The organism is Nitrospirota bacterium (assembly GCA_020851375.1).
Lineage (GTDB): Bacteria > Nitrospirota > 9FT-COMBO-42-15 > HDB-SIOI813 > HDB-SIOI813 > RBG-16-43-11.
Genome location: JADZCV010000046.1, coordinates 1 through 15955 on the forward strand (window position 1 = coordinate 1; position 15955 = coordinate 15955).

Sequence of the window (15955 nt, forward strand, 5' to 3'; positions counted from 1 at the left end):
AAAAGCTTTATCTGGTACGGGAGACCAAGTCTACTCTTGACCGGGATAAGCGCCGGGAAACAGAGAACAAAAAAGTTGACTGCGGCAAGGCCCACTTTAAAGCGCTTGGCGTGAACTTTAAAGATGCGACAACTATCAACGAAGTATTACGGCCATAAATCCCCAATAAGCCCGACAGGCCATGCGGTATGGGAAGGCATAATAAAAAAGGGTTACAGCGAATGCTGCAACCCCTCTCATTTTTTTGGTAGCGGGGGCCGGATTTGAACCGACGACCTTCGGGTTATGAGCCCGACGAGCTACCAGACTGCTCCACCCCGCAGTATAAGAGCTTCCTTTTCAGGAAACAAATGCATTATATATTTTCTTTCAGATGCAAGTCAAGGTATTTCCCATTTATATTATTGAAAAATAAATATTGCTCCCCCTTGATTTTAATTCCGGATTTATGTTATTTAATATATCATAGTAAAAATAGGCGAGTTGAAGATTTAAAAACATTAACCTGTAAGGAGGTATTATGAAGAAACTGTTAATCGGTGTATTAGTGACAGGGGTATTGTCATCAGGTGTAGCATATGCTGCGAGCCAGGCACAGTCTAATACAGGATGTGGTTTGGGTGCTGTACTCATTGGTGAAAAAGGCAATGATTCATTGCTTGGACAGCTCGCTATGACATTATTAAATGGAACTTCCGCTAATCAGACATTTGGTATTACGTCAGGTACTTCAGAATGTAAGGCTCCGGCAAAGATTGTAAAGAATGAGAGATTGAATGAATTTGTTGTTGCCAACATTGACAACCTTTCTAAAGACATTGCAATGGGTAATGGTGAATCCCTTGATACAATGGCTGAACTGATGGGGATTTCCATTGATAAGAGGGCTGAGGTTTATAGTAAGATACAGGCGAACTTTGCGAATATTTTCACATCTGCATCCGTAGAAGCGCCCCAGGTTGTGGATAACATTGCTGCAATTATTCAATAGTCAAAAATCTATTATTTTATGAGACATCTCAGGAAGGGGTATGGATATAAAGTTTTATCCATACCCCTTTTCTTTTTGTTTATATCACTCAATTTAATTCTTACCACACCGGCTATTGCAAAAGAAGATGCATATCTTGACAGTTTGTTAAAGGAAACTGAGATAAGAAAATTATACAGTGACCGCTACTGGGATGTTCTTCTGCACTATAAAAATTCAATATCAGGTAAACAGAGTTTAGTGGATTCACCTGTGTTTTTCCTCTCATCTGACGGGAAGAATAATCCAAAGGCCGAAATTGAAGCAACAATCAGGGCTTTATTTATGGAAGATGAAATGAATGATCAGCATCCAAGATGCCGGTTTGTCGCAAGATATGCATGGCTAAAGGAAGTACTGAATATAGATGAGACAAGATTGCCGGACGTTACGTGCAAAGAATATAATGACGCTATAAGCAGGATTAATCCCAAAAAGGCGGTTTTTATATTTCCGGTTGGATATATGAATAGTCCTGCATCAATGTTCGGTCATACATTATTGAGGATTGACAGCTCATATCAAAGCAAACTCATCTCATATGCAGCAAATTATGCGGCATGGGCAAATGACAAAAACGGATTCATTTATGCTTTCAAAGGACTGTTTGGATATTACCTCGGATATTTTACAATTCTTCCTTATTATGAAAAGGTAATGGAATATAATGAACTTGAGCAGAGGGATATCTGGGAGTATGAACTTAACTTGTCAGAGGCGGAGGTCAGGAGAATGGTAATGCACCTCTGGGAACTCAGGGATATATATTCTTATTATTATTTTTTTGATGAAAACTGTTCCTATAATCTGCTCTTTTTGCTTGAGGCTGCAAGACCTTCTCTAAACCTTACCGGGAGATTCCATGGATGGGTTGTGCCGATTGATACGATCAGGGTTGTATTGGACAGCGGTATTGCAGGAGCTGCCGAGTACCGTCCTGCAAAGGCTACAAGGATAAGATATATCGCCTCTTTAATGGATGAGGAGACACAGGAACTGACGTTAAAGATCGTTAGAAAAGAGATTAAACCGGAAGAGTTGCAGCGGGTTAGTCCTGAAGATAAAATTAAGATACTTGACCTCAGTGCTGAGATAACCCAGTATGATTACGGAAAGAAACGGATGACGAAAGATGACTATCAGAAACAGTTTTTAAGTATCCTGACTGAACGAAGCAGGCTTGGGACAACAGGTGATACTGCCTATAATATTCCTGTTCCTGCATCTCCTGAAAAAGGTCATAAAACAAGTCTGCTCAGATTAGGTGCAGGTATTAAAAAAAACAATCTGTTCTATGAGGCGGGCTACAGGACTGCCTATCATGCGTTGTCAGACTTTGATGATGGATATATTGAAGGTTCACAGATAGTATTTCTCAATACGAATGCCCGCTACTATACCAAAGACAATAAGGTCAGGCTGACTGATTTTGATATAATAGATATTGTTTCCCTCTCTCCGGGAAGTATTTTTTTTAGGTCCCCATCGTGGAAGGTAAAGACAGGGTTTACAAGAAAGACCATATCAGGGGACAAAGAAATTCTGATTTACCAGTTAAACCCAGGTGCAGGTTTTGCATTTGAGAATTCTGTGACAGGCCTGACCTACTGTATGTTCGAGACAAACCTGAACGTGTCCGGCAGCCTTAAGGACAGTTATGCCTTTGGTCCTGGTGTGTCTGTTGGTTCACTACGCCTGATTACAGACTACTGGAAGATTAATGTCAGTTTAAAAGCAATGTCTTTTTTGTTTGGCGAGAAACATGATATTTACGAGGGCAGGGTTGTTCAATCATTTAAGATAGACCGGAATAACACCTTGAAACTGGATTTTGGTCTGGGCAGGGTTCAGAATGTTCATCAGGATGAGATGACGCTGAACTGGAATCATTATTTTTAGGGCGGGTTCCGGTAATGAAACGCTGGAGTAAATCAGGCGGTAAAATCATATTTTTAACATATTTGCTGATCCTGACCACAGGTTGTTCCTCTCTCTTCTTCTATCCCCAAAGGGAATTGATAGACAATCCGGCACTACTGAACATTAATTACCGTAATATTTATTTTAAAACACCAGATGGCGTGAACCTTAATGGCTGGTTACTCAAAACAAGGGTAAACAAGAATGGCACGGTTTTATTCCTTCATGGAAATGCTCAGAACATCAGCACCCATGTTAATAGTGTACTATGGCTGCTTGATTATGGGTACGACGTCTTTCTCTTCGACTACAGGGGCTATGGCAAATCAGAAGGCCATGTCAGTTTAAAAGGATCGCACTTAGATGCCATATCTGCTCTTGATGCCTTATTGAGCATGACGGATTCCAAAAAGAAGCGGGTTGTTGTATACGGGCAGAGTCTCGGAGGGGCAATTGCGGTCTATACTGTAGCCAATTCTCCTCATAAGGCAGCAGTTGATGCCATTATATTGGACAGTGCATTCTCATCATACCGGACAATCGCAAGAGAGAAGTTGGCAGCGCTGATTCTAACATGGCCTTTTCAGTACCCACTTTCATTTTTAATAAGTGATTATTACAGCCCTGTTAGATGGATAAAAAAGGTATATCCGGTACCCGTTTTGTTGCTCCACGGAGACAAAGACAGAGTAGTGGCGGTTGATCATAGCAGGATTATTTATAACAATGCGTTATCTCCTAAGGAAATTTGGGTACTCAAAGGCCTGGATCACATAGAAGGAGTCAGGGATGAAGGCGTAAGGTTGAGACTACTGAATTATTTAGATAAGCTTCCTGCTAAATGAGAAGGCCGCTTCGTAAATCTTCATCGTTTCCTTTACTCTTATTGACGTCAAATAACAAATTATGCTAATATTTAGAACGTGTTTTTGTGTCCTTACGGGGTGAAATGTGAAGCTTTCCGGTGCAGAGATACTTATAGAATCTTTAAAAAAAGAAGGGGTTGATACTGTATTTGGCATCCCCGGCGGAGTTGTTCTGCAGATATTTGACGTCCTTTGTAATGAAAAGGACATCAAATTCATCCTGACCCGGCATGAGCAGGGAGCGACTCATGCTGCTGATGGTTATGCCAGGGCTTCCGGAAAGCCTGGTGTGGCGATTGTTACATCTGGTCCAGGCGCTACCAACACAGTAACAGGCATTGCTACTGCTCACATGGATTCCATTCCCCTTATAGTCATTACAGGGCAGGTTGCAACAAAGATGATTGGGAATGATGCCTTTCAGGAGGCTGACATAGTTGGTATAACAAGGCCATGCACAAAATATAATTTTCTTGTCAAAGATGCAGATGACCTTGCCAATACGGTTAAAGAGGCATTCTATATTGCAAAGACCGGACGCCCGGGACCTGTGCTTATTGATATCCCCAAGGATGTTTCCTCGGCAAAGACCGAGTTTATTTATCCCGACAAGGTCTCGCTAAGGAGTTACAGCCCGACTTATCATGGCAACAAGTGGCAGATAAAGCAGGCAGCCCAGGCCATTGCAAAGTCAAAGAGGCCTGTTATTTATGCAGGGGGCGGTGTAATACTCTCGAATGCCCATAAAGAGCTTGCAGAGATGGCTGAATTTAACAGGATACATGTTGCGCTTACCCTGATGGGATTAGGCGGTTTTCCCGGGACACACCCGTTATTCCTCGGAATGCTCGGGATGCACGGAACGTATGCCGCCAATATGGCTGTTCATGAGTCGGACCTGGTAATTGCTATTGGTGCGAGGTTTGATGACAGGGTTACAGGAAAGGTCACTGAATTTGCCCCCCGGGCAAAGTTTATCCATATTGACATAGACCCTACGAATATACGGAAGAATATTCATGTGGACATCCCTATTGTCGGAGATGTAAGGAATGTCCTTATTGAGTTGAATAAGGAACTGCATTTGCTAGAGGGTCAGAGGGCAGAGTGGAATGCCGACAGAAAGCCATGGCATGCACAGATAGAAGATTGGGAAGATGAGCACCCGCTCTCATACAAGAAGAGTTCCAGGAAGATTAAGCCGCAGTATGTAATTGAAAAGATATATGAACTTACAGGCGGGGACGCAATTATATCAACTGATGTCGGTCAGCATCAGATGTGGGTGGCCCAGTATTTTAAATTCGACCAGCCGAGGACATGTCTTACCTCAGGAGGACTCGGGACGATGGGATTTGGACTGCCTGCTGCAATGGGCGCACAGGCTGCATGGCCTGACAAGCTTGTATTCAATTTTGCAGGGGATGGCAGCTTTCAGATGAACTCGCAGGAAATAGCCACTGCAGTCGCAAACAATCTGCCTGTGAAAGTTGCAATCCTGAATAACGGTTCGCTCGGAATGGTGAGGCAGTGGCAGGAGCTGTTTTTTAACCGTCACTACGCCGGAAGTATCCTTGGCAATACACCTGACTATGTAAAACTTGCCGAGGCCTACGGTGCTGTCGGTCTCAGGGCTGTGACTACTTCTGAAGTTGAGGCGGTAATAAAAGAGGCTATCAGTATAAAAAGGCCTGTAATAATGGACTTTGTTGTTGATCCTGAAGAGAACGTATTTCCAATGGTTCCTGCAGGCGGCGGTAACTGTGATATGATATTCGGGCCGGAAGAGAAAACAAGACCTGAGAAAGAGGCCAGGCAGAAGAAGGATAAGTCAAACTCAGTCCTCCCTGCATGAGGTCAACTGCCTGATACAATAATATAAAGGATTAATAATGTCTGTCTCACAACATATAATCAGTATTCTTGTTGAAAACAAGTTCGGCGTCCTGTCAAGGGTGGCGGGTCTTTTCAGCGGGAGGGGGTTTAACATTGACAGCATCTCTGTCGGACCATCCGTTGAGCCCTCAACGTCACAGATTACCATTGTGACCATGGGTGATGAACGTATCATTGAGCAGATAACAAAGCAATTAAACAAACTGATAGATGTCATCAAAGTGGTGGACCTGGCTGAAAAGGATTATCTGGTCAGGGAGACTGCTCTTATCAAGATTCACACAAGCAGGGCAGAAGACAGGAGTGAGGCGCTCAGAATAACCGAGATATTCAGGGCAAGGGTGGTTGATTCAACGCCAGCAACTTATACAATAGAGATTACAGGTGATGAAAACAGGATTGAGGCGATAATAAATCTGCTGCGTCCACTTGGTATCAGGGAGATTGTGCGGACTGGCAAGATAGCTATTGCGAGGGAAGAGGTCAAGGTGCCTGCTTTACTGGAAGTAAAGCGGGTAAAGGCGTAGCAAATTGCTTTCAACTTATTGCTAAAGAAAGAGGGGGTTTAATGAATATTTATTACGACAAGGATGCTGAGCTGAAAAACATTACTGATAAAAAGGTGGCTGTCATTGGTTATGGCAGTCAGGGGCATGCCCATGCAAATAATCTTAAGGAGTCAGGAGCAGAGGTCGTTATCGGATTACGAAAGGGTAGTTCGTGGATAAAGGCTCAGGCGGCTGGTTTTGAGGTGTTATCAGTCAGCGAAGCAGTACGCGTATCAGATGTCGTAATGATACTTGTCCCTGATGAGCTGCAGGGTGATCTGTACAGGGAAGAGATCGCTCCAAATCTGCGCAAAGGCACTTACATTGCCTTTGGACATGGATTTAATATCCACTTCGGCCAGATAGTACCTGACCCGTCTCTGAATGTTTTCATGGCTGCACCGAAAGGGCCCGGACATCTTGTCAGACATGAGTATACCAAAGGAAGCGGTGTGCCTGCCCTGATTGCAATTCATCAGGACCCTTCAAGGAACACAAAGGCTGTTGCCCTTGCGTATGCCTCTGCAATTGGCAGCGGCAGGACAGGGATTATAGAAACGACCTTCAGGGATGAGACTGAGACTGACCTGTTTGGAGAGCAGGCTGTGCTCTGCGGCGGAGCTACTGCATTAATTATGGCAGGATATGAGACGCTTACAGAGGCCGGATATTCACCTGAGCTGGCGTATTTTGAGTGTCTGCATGAGCTAAAACTGATTGTTGATCTGATATATCAGGGTGGCATATCCAACATGAGGTATTCCATCAGTAATACTGCCCAGTACGGGGATCTGACACGCGGTCCCAGGGTAGTAAATGAGGAAACAAAAAAAGAGATGAAGCGAATCCTTGAAGAAATACAGAGCGGACAGTTTGCAAGGGAGTGGATGCTTGAGAACAAGGCAAACCGACCTGTATTCAATGCCCTTACAAAAAGGGGTCAGGAACATTCTATAGAGAAGGTAGGTGCGAGCCTCCGCGCAATGATGCCATGGTTATCCAAAGACAAGCTGGTTGATAAGGAGAAGAACTGAGCCCGGCATGGAGGAATAGATGAAGAGGGAGCGGTCCCCTATTGCGGTAGAAGGGATCCCGTTTGTAATTATTGCAGGGATTATATCTCTGATTTTCTGTTTTGCAGGTCTTATAATACCTGCCGGTATATTCTCTTTAGTTACCCTGTTTATAATCTGGTTTTTTCGTAACCCTGAGCGCACAACACCTCAGGGTGAACGCAATGTAATATCTCCTGCTGATGGTAAGATCATTGAAATAAAAGAAGATGCCGAGACAAGAATTCTGAAGAAGAGGATGCTGAAGATAAGCATATTTATGAACCTCTTTAATGTCCATGTAAACCGCATCCCATGTAACGGCAGGGTAATTGACATACTGTATAATCCAGGCAAGTTTGTTTCTGCAAATCTGGATAAGGCATCGCTCGAGAATGAACAGAATGCAGTCGTCCTTGAGACTCCGTCAGGTGAGAAGGTCATATTTATCCAGATCGCCGGATTAATAGCCCGAAGGATAGTCTGCTGGTTAAGAGCAGGTCAATTTGTCAGGAGGGGAGAACGGTTTGGATTGATACGGTTCGGTTCCAGGGTTGATGTCTATCTTCCTGCCGGGACTGAAGTGATGGTATCATTAGGAGATAAGGTTAAGGCCGGTGAGACTATACTTGCTGTATTGAAGTAATATTACTGAGAGGAGAATATTATGAAAGGGGAGTCGAACAAGAAGATCGGAGTATTCATCCTGCCGAGCATTCTGACAGCCGCAAATCTTTTCTGCGGTTTTTTTGCAATTGTGTCAGTGCTGAATTCGGACTATATCACAGCGGCCATTGCAATACTCGTTGCCATGCTTTTTGACGGCTTTGACGGAAAGATTGCCCGTTTGACAAATTCAACAAGCCGCTTTGGGGTGGAATTTGATTCCCTCTCAGACCTTGTTTCTTTTGGTGTGGCCCCGGGTCTTCTTATTTATACCTGGGCATTGAACGGATACGGCAAGATAGGATGGCTCGCAGTATTTCTTTTTGTCGTGTGTGGTGCAATGAGGCTGGCAAGGTTTAATGTCAGGACCTCTGTTTCGGATAATAAATATTTTCTTGGTCTGCCTATTCCGGCGGCAGCAGGAGTAATTGCGACTGTCGTAATATTCGATCATCACATACTGGAGATGGGAAAAGAGGTAAGGCCCATCGTAGTGCTAATTATGACGTATCTCCTTGCCTATCTGATGGTTAGCACCATAAAGTACAGGAGTTTCAAGGATGTCCACCTTGGAGAGAGAAAGCCCCTTTCTGCACTTGTTGCTGCCGTACTTCTGCTTATTGTGGTGGTTGCAGAGCCCCAGATTATGCTGTTTGCCATTTTCATACTTTATGCATTGTCAGGGCCTGTTGAAAGGGGATTAGTCCCATTCAGCAGGCTTGTAAGGAGAAAGTCTCACGAAACCGGAGTTCATAAGGGATAAAGAAACACAGGGAGTTTTACGTTGCGTAAGATCAGGATTTTTGACACGACCCTGAGGGATGGAGAGCAGTGCCCAGGGGCCAGCATGAATAAGGAAGAGAAGCTTACCGTTGCCCGTCAACTGGCCAGGCTGAATGTGGATATTATTGAGGCAGGGTTTCCTGTGGCATCCCAGGATGATTTTGAGGGTGTCAGACTGATTGCAAAAGAGGTAAGGGGGCCGGTGATTGCGGGCCTGGCCAGGGCCAGGAAGGAAGATATTGAGAGGGCGGGCGAGGCAGTATCTGTTGCAGAGAGGTCAAGGATACATACATTTATTGCAACTTCAGAGATTCACATGCAGAGAAAGCTCAGGATGAGCAGGGATGGCGTGCTTGAAGCGGCTGTTGCCGCTGTCAGACTTGCAAGACAGCTTACGGATGATGTTGAGTTTTCTGCTGAAGACGCATCTCGCAGTGACATTGATTTCCTGTGCAGGGTAATTGAAGCGGTAATAGGCGCCGGGGCCTCGACTGTTAACATCCCTGACACAGTAGGCTATGCACTGCCTGGTGAATTTGGGGAATTAATCTCACAAATATTTAACAGGGTGCCTAACATAGACAAGTCAGTAATCAGCGTCCATTGTCATAATGACCTTGGTCTTGCCGTTGCCAATTCCCTGTCTGCAGTTCTTTCAGGCGCTGGTCAGGTGGAGTGTACTGTCAATGGCATCGGCGAGAGGGCAGGTAATGCCTCGCTTGAAGAGGTCGTGATGGCAATTAAGACAAGAGGGCCGTTTTTCAATGCTGATACCGGAATCAACACCCAGGAGATTTATAAGACAAGCCGTCTTGTCAGCAGTATAACCGGCATGGTGGTTCAGCCCAACAAGGCCATAGTGGGTGCAAATGCCTTTGCCCATGAATCCGGTATTCATCAGGACGGCCTGCTTAAAGACAAACGGACTTACGAAATTATGACACCGGAGTCAGTAGGTATACAGATGCATAAACTTGTTCTCGGAAAGCATTCAGGCAGGCATGCATTCAAAAATAAACTTGAAGAGCTGGGATATAGTTTATCTGATGAGGAGATAAATAAGGCCTTTGACAGATTCAAGCATGTCGCAGACCAGAAAAAAGAGGTCTTTGAGGAGGACATTGAGGCTATTGTCTCAGAAGAAGTGTACCGTATTCCTGAGAAGTATGTGCTGAAATATATTTATGTTGAAAGCGGCAGCGATAAGACACCTGTAGCTACTGTAGAAATTGAGATTGACGGGAAGCGTGTCAGAGAAGTATCATCAGGCGATGGACCTGTAGATGCGACATACAGGACAATAAAGCTGATCACGAATGCATCGAGTCATCTTCGTTCATATGAAGTAAAGGCCATTACCGGAGGTACTGATGCACTGGGTGAGGTGACTGTAAGGGTGGATGAAGGCGGAAGGACTGTGGTTGGACAGGGTGCAGATACAGACATAATAGTAGCCAGTGCAAAGGCGTATCTGAATGCATTAAACAAACTGGCGTACAGGAATCGCAGGTAATCAGGTCACAGGGGACATATTTAAAATATGTCCCTGCACACTGGCAGATGGGGATTATATATGGGAATGACGCTTACAGAAAAGATATTGGCTAAACATGCAAAGAAGGGTTGTGTTTCGCCAGGTGATAATATATGGGTTGACGTTGACCTTCTTATGACCCATGATGTCTGCGGCCCGGGCACCATAGAGATATTCAGGAAGGAATTTGGCGCAGGCGCGAAGGTCTGGGACAGGGATAAGGTGGTTATTATCCCGGATCACTACATTTTTACACAGGATACTTATGCAAGGCGAAACATTGATATACTGCGTGAATTTGTCATTGAGCAGGGCATAAGTCATTTTTATGATGCCGGATCATCTGACTATAAAGGGGTGTGTCATGTAGCACTTGCTGAAGAAGGGCACACGAGGCCTGGAGAGGTGCTGTTTGGCACAGATTCGCACACCTGCACTGCCGGTGCATTCGGGGAGTTTGCAACCGGTATAGGAAACACGGACGCGGCATTTATTATGGGGACCGGAAAGCTCTGGGTCAAGGTGCCGCCTACCATGAAATTTGTTTTTGACGGAGAGGTGCCGCCCTATCTTATGGCCAAGGATTTAATACTCCACGTAATCGGTGATATTGGTGTGGATGGAGCGACATATAAGGCTATGGAATTTGCAGGAGACGGCATATCAATGCTTTCTGTCGAGGAGAGGATGACTCTTTGCAATATGGCAATAGAAGCAGGTGGAAAGAACGGGATAATTGCCCCTGACGAAAAGACACTCCGTTTTGTGTCTGAAAGGTATAAAGGCAAAGTTGAGGCAGTGTATGGTGACAAGGACGCGAGATATGCATCTGTAAAGACATATAATCTCAGAGAGCTTGAACCTGTTGTGGCAAAACCTCATTCTCCTGATAACAAGGCGCTTGTCAGCGATGTAAAGGGCACCAGGATAGACAGGTGTTACATTGGTTCATGCACCGGCGGCAAGGTGGAGGACTTCAGGGCAGCGGCAAAGATACTCCGCGGGCACAGTGTAAAGGTCGAGACATTTGTAGTGCCTGCAACCACTGAGGTTGAGAGGCGCATTAAGGATGAGACGATTGATGGTGAGAGCGTATATGCAATTTTGGAGAAGGCCGGGGCAAAGATAGCCGGAGGGCCGTCCTGTGCCGCATGTCTTGGTGGTCCTTCTGACACATTTGGCAGGACTCACGGCAATGAGGTATGCATCTCAACCACAAACAGGAATTTTCCGGGACGTATGGGATCAAGGCAGTCGCAGGTTTACCTGGCTTCCCCGCTGACAGTCGCGGCATCCGCACTGCGCGGAGTTATCACTGACCCAAGGGAGTTTATATGAAAGACACAATAAGGGGGACGGTCTACGTCCTTGGAAATGATATTGATACGGATCAGATCATTCCGGCCCGTCACCTCGTATACAGTCTCAGTGATCCTGAAGAGAGGAAACAGTATGGCAGATTTTCTTTATCAAGCGTGCCTGACGGACAGGCTGGCTTGCCTGATGGAAATATCAGGTTCGTAGCTGAAGGTGAATGCAGGTCTCAGTTCAATATCATAATTGCAGGGAAGAATTTCGGATGCGGCTCATCAAGGGAACATGCACCTGTGGCGCTGAATATTGCAGGTGTAGAGGCTGTAGTAGCAGAGTCGTATGCAAGGATCTTTTACAGAAACTCTGTAGACGGAGGGTTCTATCTGACTTTTGAAACGGGTGAGCACCTTTTCAGGGAGTTTAAGACAGGTGATGTTGCTGAAATTGATGTCAGGAAGTCTGTTGTGCACAATCGCAGAACCGGGAAATCATATCATCTGAATCCGCTTGGAGATGTGGAAGAAATATTAAGCGCAGGCGGTATCTTTGCATATGCGAGGAAAACAGGGATTATAAGTTAATGATCAGGGAAGGGAGATTATGGGCAAGAGTTATAAAATAGCTGTATTTCCGGGTGATGGCATCGGTAAAGAGATTGTGCCTCAGGCCCTGCGTGTCATTGAAAAAGTGTCAGATAAATTTGGAATAAACATCAAGACTGACGAGGCGCTCATTGGCGGAAGTGCAATAGACAAATATGGCATACCTCTTCCTGATGATGCCTTGTCCATTGCCCTAAACAGTGATGCCGTTTTATTGGGAGCTGTAGGGGGGCCAAAATGGGAGGGGCTTGACTACTCAATTCGTCCTGAAAGGGCGCTTCTTGGACTCAGGGAGAAACTCGGACTATACGGTAATCTCCGCCCTGTAAAATTATTTTCTGCGCTTGCAGATGCCTCCACACTGAAACGTGAGGTGATTGACGGTATAGACATTTTGGTGATAAGAGAGCTTACAGGGGGTATCTATTTTGGGAAGCCGAGGGGTGTGGAAAAATATGAAGGCGGGGAGAAGGGGATCAATACCGAGGTTTATACAACACCTGAGATAGAGCGGATTGCAAGGCTTGCTTTTGAAGTTGCACGGGGCCGAAGGAAGAAGGTCTGCTCAGTGGACAAGGCAAATGTACTTGAATCATCCGAGTTGTGGAGGAGGATAGTTTCTGATATTCATAAGGGATATAAGGATGTCGAACTGTCGCATATGTATGTTGACAACTGCTCCATGCAGTTGATAAGAAATCCGAGGCAGTTTGATGTTATACTTACAACCAATATGTTTGGAGACATCCTGAGCGACGAGGCTGCTATGCTTACAGGTTCTATCGGGATGCTGCCTTCTGCGAGCATTGGCGGAAAGGTTGCGATTTATGAACCCATACATGGAAGCGCTCCTGATATTGCAGGTAAGGAAAAGGCAAATCCAATTGCAACAATACTATCTGCAGGCATGATGTTCAGGTATTCCTTTAAGATTGATGAAGGATATTCAATTATTGATGATGCGGTAACAAGGGTGCTTGACAAGGGCTACAGGACGCCGGATATCTATTATCCCGGCAATAGGGCTGCAGGGACAAAGGAAATAACGGATCTGATCCTCAATGAGATTGCTTAAGATGTCATTATTTGACAAGAGACGATTTATGTGGTTAATATTTTTCATATCGGCCGGTATGGTCATTCTTTCAGGTGGCTGTGCAACGGTAGATCCCGGATTACTCAATGATGGACCTTATATAGTATCCACATACCCGTCCACCGGCGATTTTAATATATCAAGATATACAGATATAAGTATCAGATTCAGCGAAATAATGGAACCGGGCGCTGATATCGGTTTTGATTTACTGGCCCAGGGGGTTAAAATTGACGGTACATTGCGATGGATAGACTCAAATACAACACTTGTTTTCAGGCCGTATAATCCCCTGAGTGTCAATACCTTTTATCAGTGTATAGTCAAACAGGGCCAGTCGAAAGATGGTAAATATCTTACTGGAGTGCCTTACGTATGGATGTTTACCACCGGTAATTAATCACGAAATTTAATTAAAATCTGACATGTTGAATATTTGGAGGGGAGATGCGCAGGAAGGATAAATATAATGTTGCCGTTGTAGGCGCTACAGGTGCTGTAGGAAAGGAAATGACAGCGGTGCTTGAAGAGCGCAAGTTTCCGGTTGATCAACTGAGATTGTTTGCATCCGAAAGGTCGGCTGGTGAATCGCTTACATATATGAACATGGATTATGTCGTGGAACTGCTGCAGGAAGATGCCTTCAGCGGAATTGATATTGCGCTTTTCTCTGCCGGCGAGGAAATTAGCCTGCGGTTTGCACCGGTTGCTGTAAAGGCCGGCGCTGTGGTAATTGATAACAGCTCCGCTTTCAGAATGGATCCGGATGTGCCTCTCGTGGTTCCCGAGGTCAATCCGGATGCTGCCATGAAACACAGGGGAATTATTGCAAATCCAAACTGTTCCACCATACAGATGGTAGTGGCATTAAAGCCATTACATGACAAGGCAAGAATAAAACGGATCGTTGTTACGACTTTTCAGTCTGTGTCAGGCAAGGGTAAAGAGGCAATGGACGAACTATTTGAACAGACCAAGTCCCTTCTTAGTTTTCAGGATGTAAAGGTTGAGGTCTTTCCGCATCAGATTGCTTTTAATTGCCTTCCGCATATTGACATGTTTCTTGATAATGCCTATACAAAAGAAGAAATGAAGATGGTGAATGAAACGAGAAAGATACTTGGTGATGAAAGCATCAGGATTACTGCCACGACTGTAAGGGTACCTGTGTACATTGGTCATTCAGAGGCCGTTAATATCGAAACAGAAGAGAATATCAGCGCGAATGAGGCCCGGGCTATATTGTCCGCAGCGCCTGGTATTGTCGTCTATGATGACCCAAAAAGGAACATATATCCCCTTCCTGTGGATTCTGCCGGGAAGGATGAGGTCTTCGTCGGGAGGATTCGGGCAGATGAGTCTATAGCAAATGGTCTGAATCTTTGGATAGTTGCGGATAATCTTAGAAAAGGCGCTGCTACGAATGCTGTGCAGATTGCTGAGATACTGCTTGAAAGGGTAAATAATTAATGAACAGGATATATCTTGATAATGCAGCGAGCACACCTACGAGGCCTGAAGTTATAGATGCCATGCAGCCTTTTTTTAAAAACTGTTTTGGTAATCCGTCGAGTGGTCACTTTTTTGGCAAGGAAACTGCTAATGCTATAAATGAGGCACGTTCAAGAATTGCCCAGATGATTGGCGCAAGGGATGAAGAGATTATTTTTCTGAGCGGGGGGACAGAGTCTGATAATCTTGCAATATTCGGTACAGCATATGCCAACAGGGATAAGGGAAGGCATATTATAACTACAAAGATCGAACATAGCGCAGTTCTTGAACCATGCAGATTCCTTGAACGGGAAGGCTGGAAGGTTACTTATCTTCCTGTTACAGGAGATGGATTTGTGGACCCTGATGATGTTCGGGCCGCAATATCAGATGACACCATACTTATATCCGTAATGCATGCAAACAATGAGATAGGCACTATTCAGCCATTGAAGGAAATTGGTTTGATAGCAAAGAAATTTGATGTGTATTTTCACACTGATGCTGTTCAGACATTTTCACACATACCTGCAAAGGTGGATGATTATCTCGCTGACCTTCTGTCTTTTTCCAGTCATAAGTTTTACGGTCCAAAAGGTGCGGGCGGATTGTACGTGAGAAAGGGGACCGCTATATCACCTCATCTGTACGGCGGGACTCAGGAGTTCAGGCTTCGGGGCGGCACTGAGAATGTGCCTGGGATTGTCGGAATGGGGAAGGCTGCACAGATGTCCATGCTTGAGATGGATGCACAGATCAGTTACATTACTTCGCTTAGGGATAAATTGATGAAGTCACTCCTCGAGATAGAGGGCGTAAGGTTAAATGGCCATGAAAAGCAGCGCCTGCCGAACAACATCAATATTGTTGTTGACTATGTTGACAGCGAGGCTATGATCATTAATCTTGACTTCAAGGGTATAGCCGTATCATCAGGGGGTGCATGCATATCTGCAATGAAGGGCCCCTCCCATGTACTTACTGCCATAGGGTTATCCTATGAAGAGGCGAGATCTTCCCTGCGAATAACGCTGGGTAAGGATAATACTGAAGAAGAGCTGGGTTATTTCCTTGATGTATTTAAGGATGTGGTGAATAATCTCCGGGACATGTCTCCTGTATTTCAGGGCAGGCGTCCAGGAAACAATTAGTAT

16 protein-coding genes and 1 tRNA gene are annotated in these 15955 nt (G+C 44.9%); 16 read left to right on the top strand and 1 reads right to left on the bottom strand.

Annotated elements, in window-relative coordinates:
- A partial coding sequence (locus tag IT393_11025; GenBank protein ID MCC7203176.1) for a hypothetical protein occupies positions 1-158 on the top strand: 158 nt, incomplete at its 5' end.
- Positions 159-245: 87 nt separating this feature from the next.
- Here IT393_11025 and IT393_11030 read toward each other — a convergent pair.
- Positions 246-322 (bottom strand) — tRNA-Met (locus IT393_11030).
- A 198-nt stretch (positions 323-520) separates the two neighbouring features.
- Here IT393_11030 and IT393_11035 point away from each other — a divergent pair.
- From IT393_11035 to IT393_11105, 15 genes are all read left to right on the top strand, one after another.
- A complete protein-coding gene (locus IT393_11035; protein ID MCC7203177.1) occupies positions 521-991 on the top strand; it encodes a DUF3015 family protein in 471 nt (156 codons plus the stop codon).
- An 18-nt stretch (positions 992-1009) separates the two neighbouring features.
- Positions 1010-2929 (top strand): DUF4105 domain-containing protein, encoded by a 1920-nt coding sequence (locus tag IT393_11040; GenBank protein ID MCC7203178.1) that lies wholly within the window; start codon positions 1010-1012, stop codon positions 2927-2929.
- Between the two features lie 14 nt (positions 2930-2943).
- A complete protein-coding gene (locus IT393_11045; protein ID MCC7203179.1) occupies positions 2944-3795 on the top strand; it encodes an alpha/beta hydrolase in 852 nt (283 codons plus the stop codon).
- Between the two features lie 106 nt (positions 3796-3901).
- Positions 3902-5671 carry a biosynthetic-type acetolactate synthase large subunit gene (gene ilvB, locus IT393_11050; GenBank protein MCC7203180.1) on the top strand — a complete coding sequence of 590 codons (1770 nt, stop codon included), beginning with the start codon at positions 3902-3904 and terminating at the stop codon, positions 5669-5671.
- Positions 5672-5708: 37 nt separating this feature from the next.
- Positions 5709-6239, top strand: coding sequence for an acetolactate synthase small subunit (gene ilvN / locus IT393_11055; GenBank protein MCC7203181.1), 531 nt, complete (start codon positions 5709-5711; stop codon positions 6237-6239).
- Positions 6240-6280: 41 nt separating this feature from the next.
- On the top strand, positions 6281-7294 hold the full coding sequence (gene ilvC, locus IT393_11060; GenBank protein ID MCC7203182.1) for a ketol-acid reductoisomerase: 1014 nt from the start codon (positions 6281-6283) through the stop codon (positions 7292-7294).
- A gap of 19 nt (positions 7295-7313) precedes the next feature.
- Entirely contained in the window at positions 7314-7958 is a 645-nt protein-coding gene (locus IT393_11065; GenBank protein MCC7203183.1) for a phosphatidylserine decarboxylase family protein, read from the top strand.
- A 21-nt stretch (positions 7959-7979) separates the two neighbouring features.
- Positions 7980-8741 carry a CDP-diacylglycerol--serine O-phosphatidyltransferase gene (pssA, locus tag IT393_11070; protein ID MCC7203184.1) on the top strand — a complete coding sequence of 254 codons (762 nt, stop codon included), beginning with the start codon at positions 7980-7982 and terminating at the stop codon, positions 8739-8741.
- Between the two features lie 21 nt (positions 8742-8762).
- Positions 8763-10274: a 2-isopropylmalate synthase gene (locus IT393_11075; GenBank protein MCC7203185.1), complete on the top strand. Its 1512-nt coding sequence runs from the start codon at positions 8763-8765 to the stop codon at positions 10272-10274.
- A gap of 60 nt (positions 10275-10334) precedes the next feature.
- Positions 10335-11633 (top strand): 3-isopropylmalate dehydratase large subunit, encoded by a 1299-nt coding sequence (locus IT393_11080; protein ID MCC7203186.1) that lies wholly within the window; start codon positions 10335-10337, stop codon positions 11631-11633.
- Positions 11630-12190 carry a 3-isopropylmalate dehydratase gene (locus IT393_11085; protein MCC7203187.1) on the top strand — a complete coding sequence of 187 codons (561 nt, stop codon included), beginning with the start codon at positions 11630-11632 and terminating at the stop codon, positions 12188-12190. The genes IT393_11080 and IT393_11085 overlap by 4 nt, the downstream gene beginning before the upstream one ends.
- 19 nt (positions 12191-12209) lie before the next feature.
- On the top strand, positions 12210-13286 hold the full coding sequence (gene leuB / locus IT393_11090; GenBank protein MCC7203188.1) for a 3-isopropylmalate dehydrogenase: 1077 nt from the start codon (positions 12210-12212) through the stop codon (positions 13284-13286).
- Between the two features lie 28 nt (positions 13287-13314).
- Entirely contained in the window at positions 13315-13707 is a 393-nt protein-coding gene (locus IT393_11095) for an Ig-like domain-containing protein (protein ID MCC7203189.1), read from the top strand.
- A 47-nt stretch (positions 13708-13754) separates the two neighbouring features.
- On the top strand, positions 13755-14777 hold the full coding sequence (locus IT393_11100) for an aspartate-semialdehyde dehydrogenase (GenBank protein MCC7203190.1): 1023 nt from the start codon (positions 13755-13757) through the stop codon (positions 14775-14777).
- Complete coding sequence (locus IT393_11105; protein MCC7203191.1) at positions 14777-15952, top strand: cysteine desulfurase; 1176 nt, start codon at positions 14777-14779, stop codon at positions 15950-15952. The genes IT393_11100 and IT393_11105 overlap by 1 nt, the downstream gene beginning before the upstream one ends.
- Positions 15953-15955 lie beyond the last annotated feature (3 nt).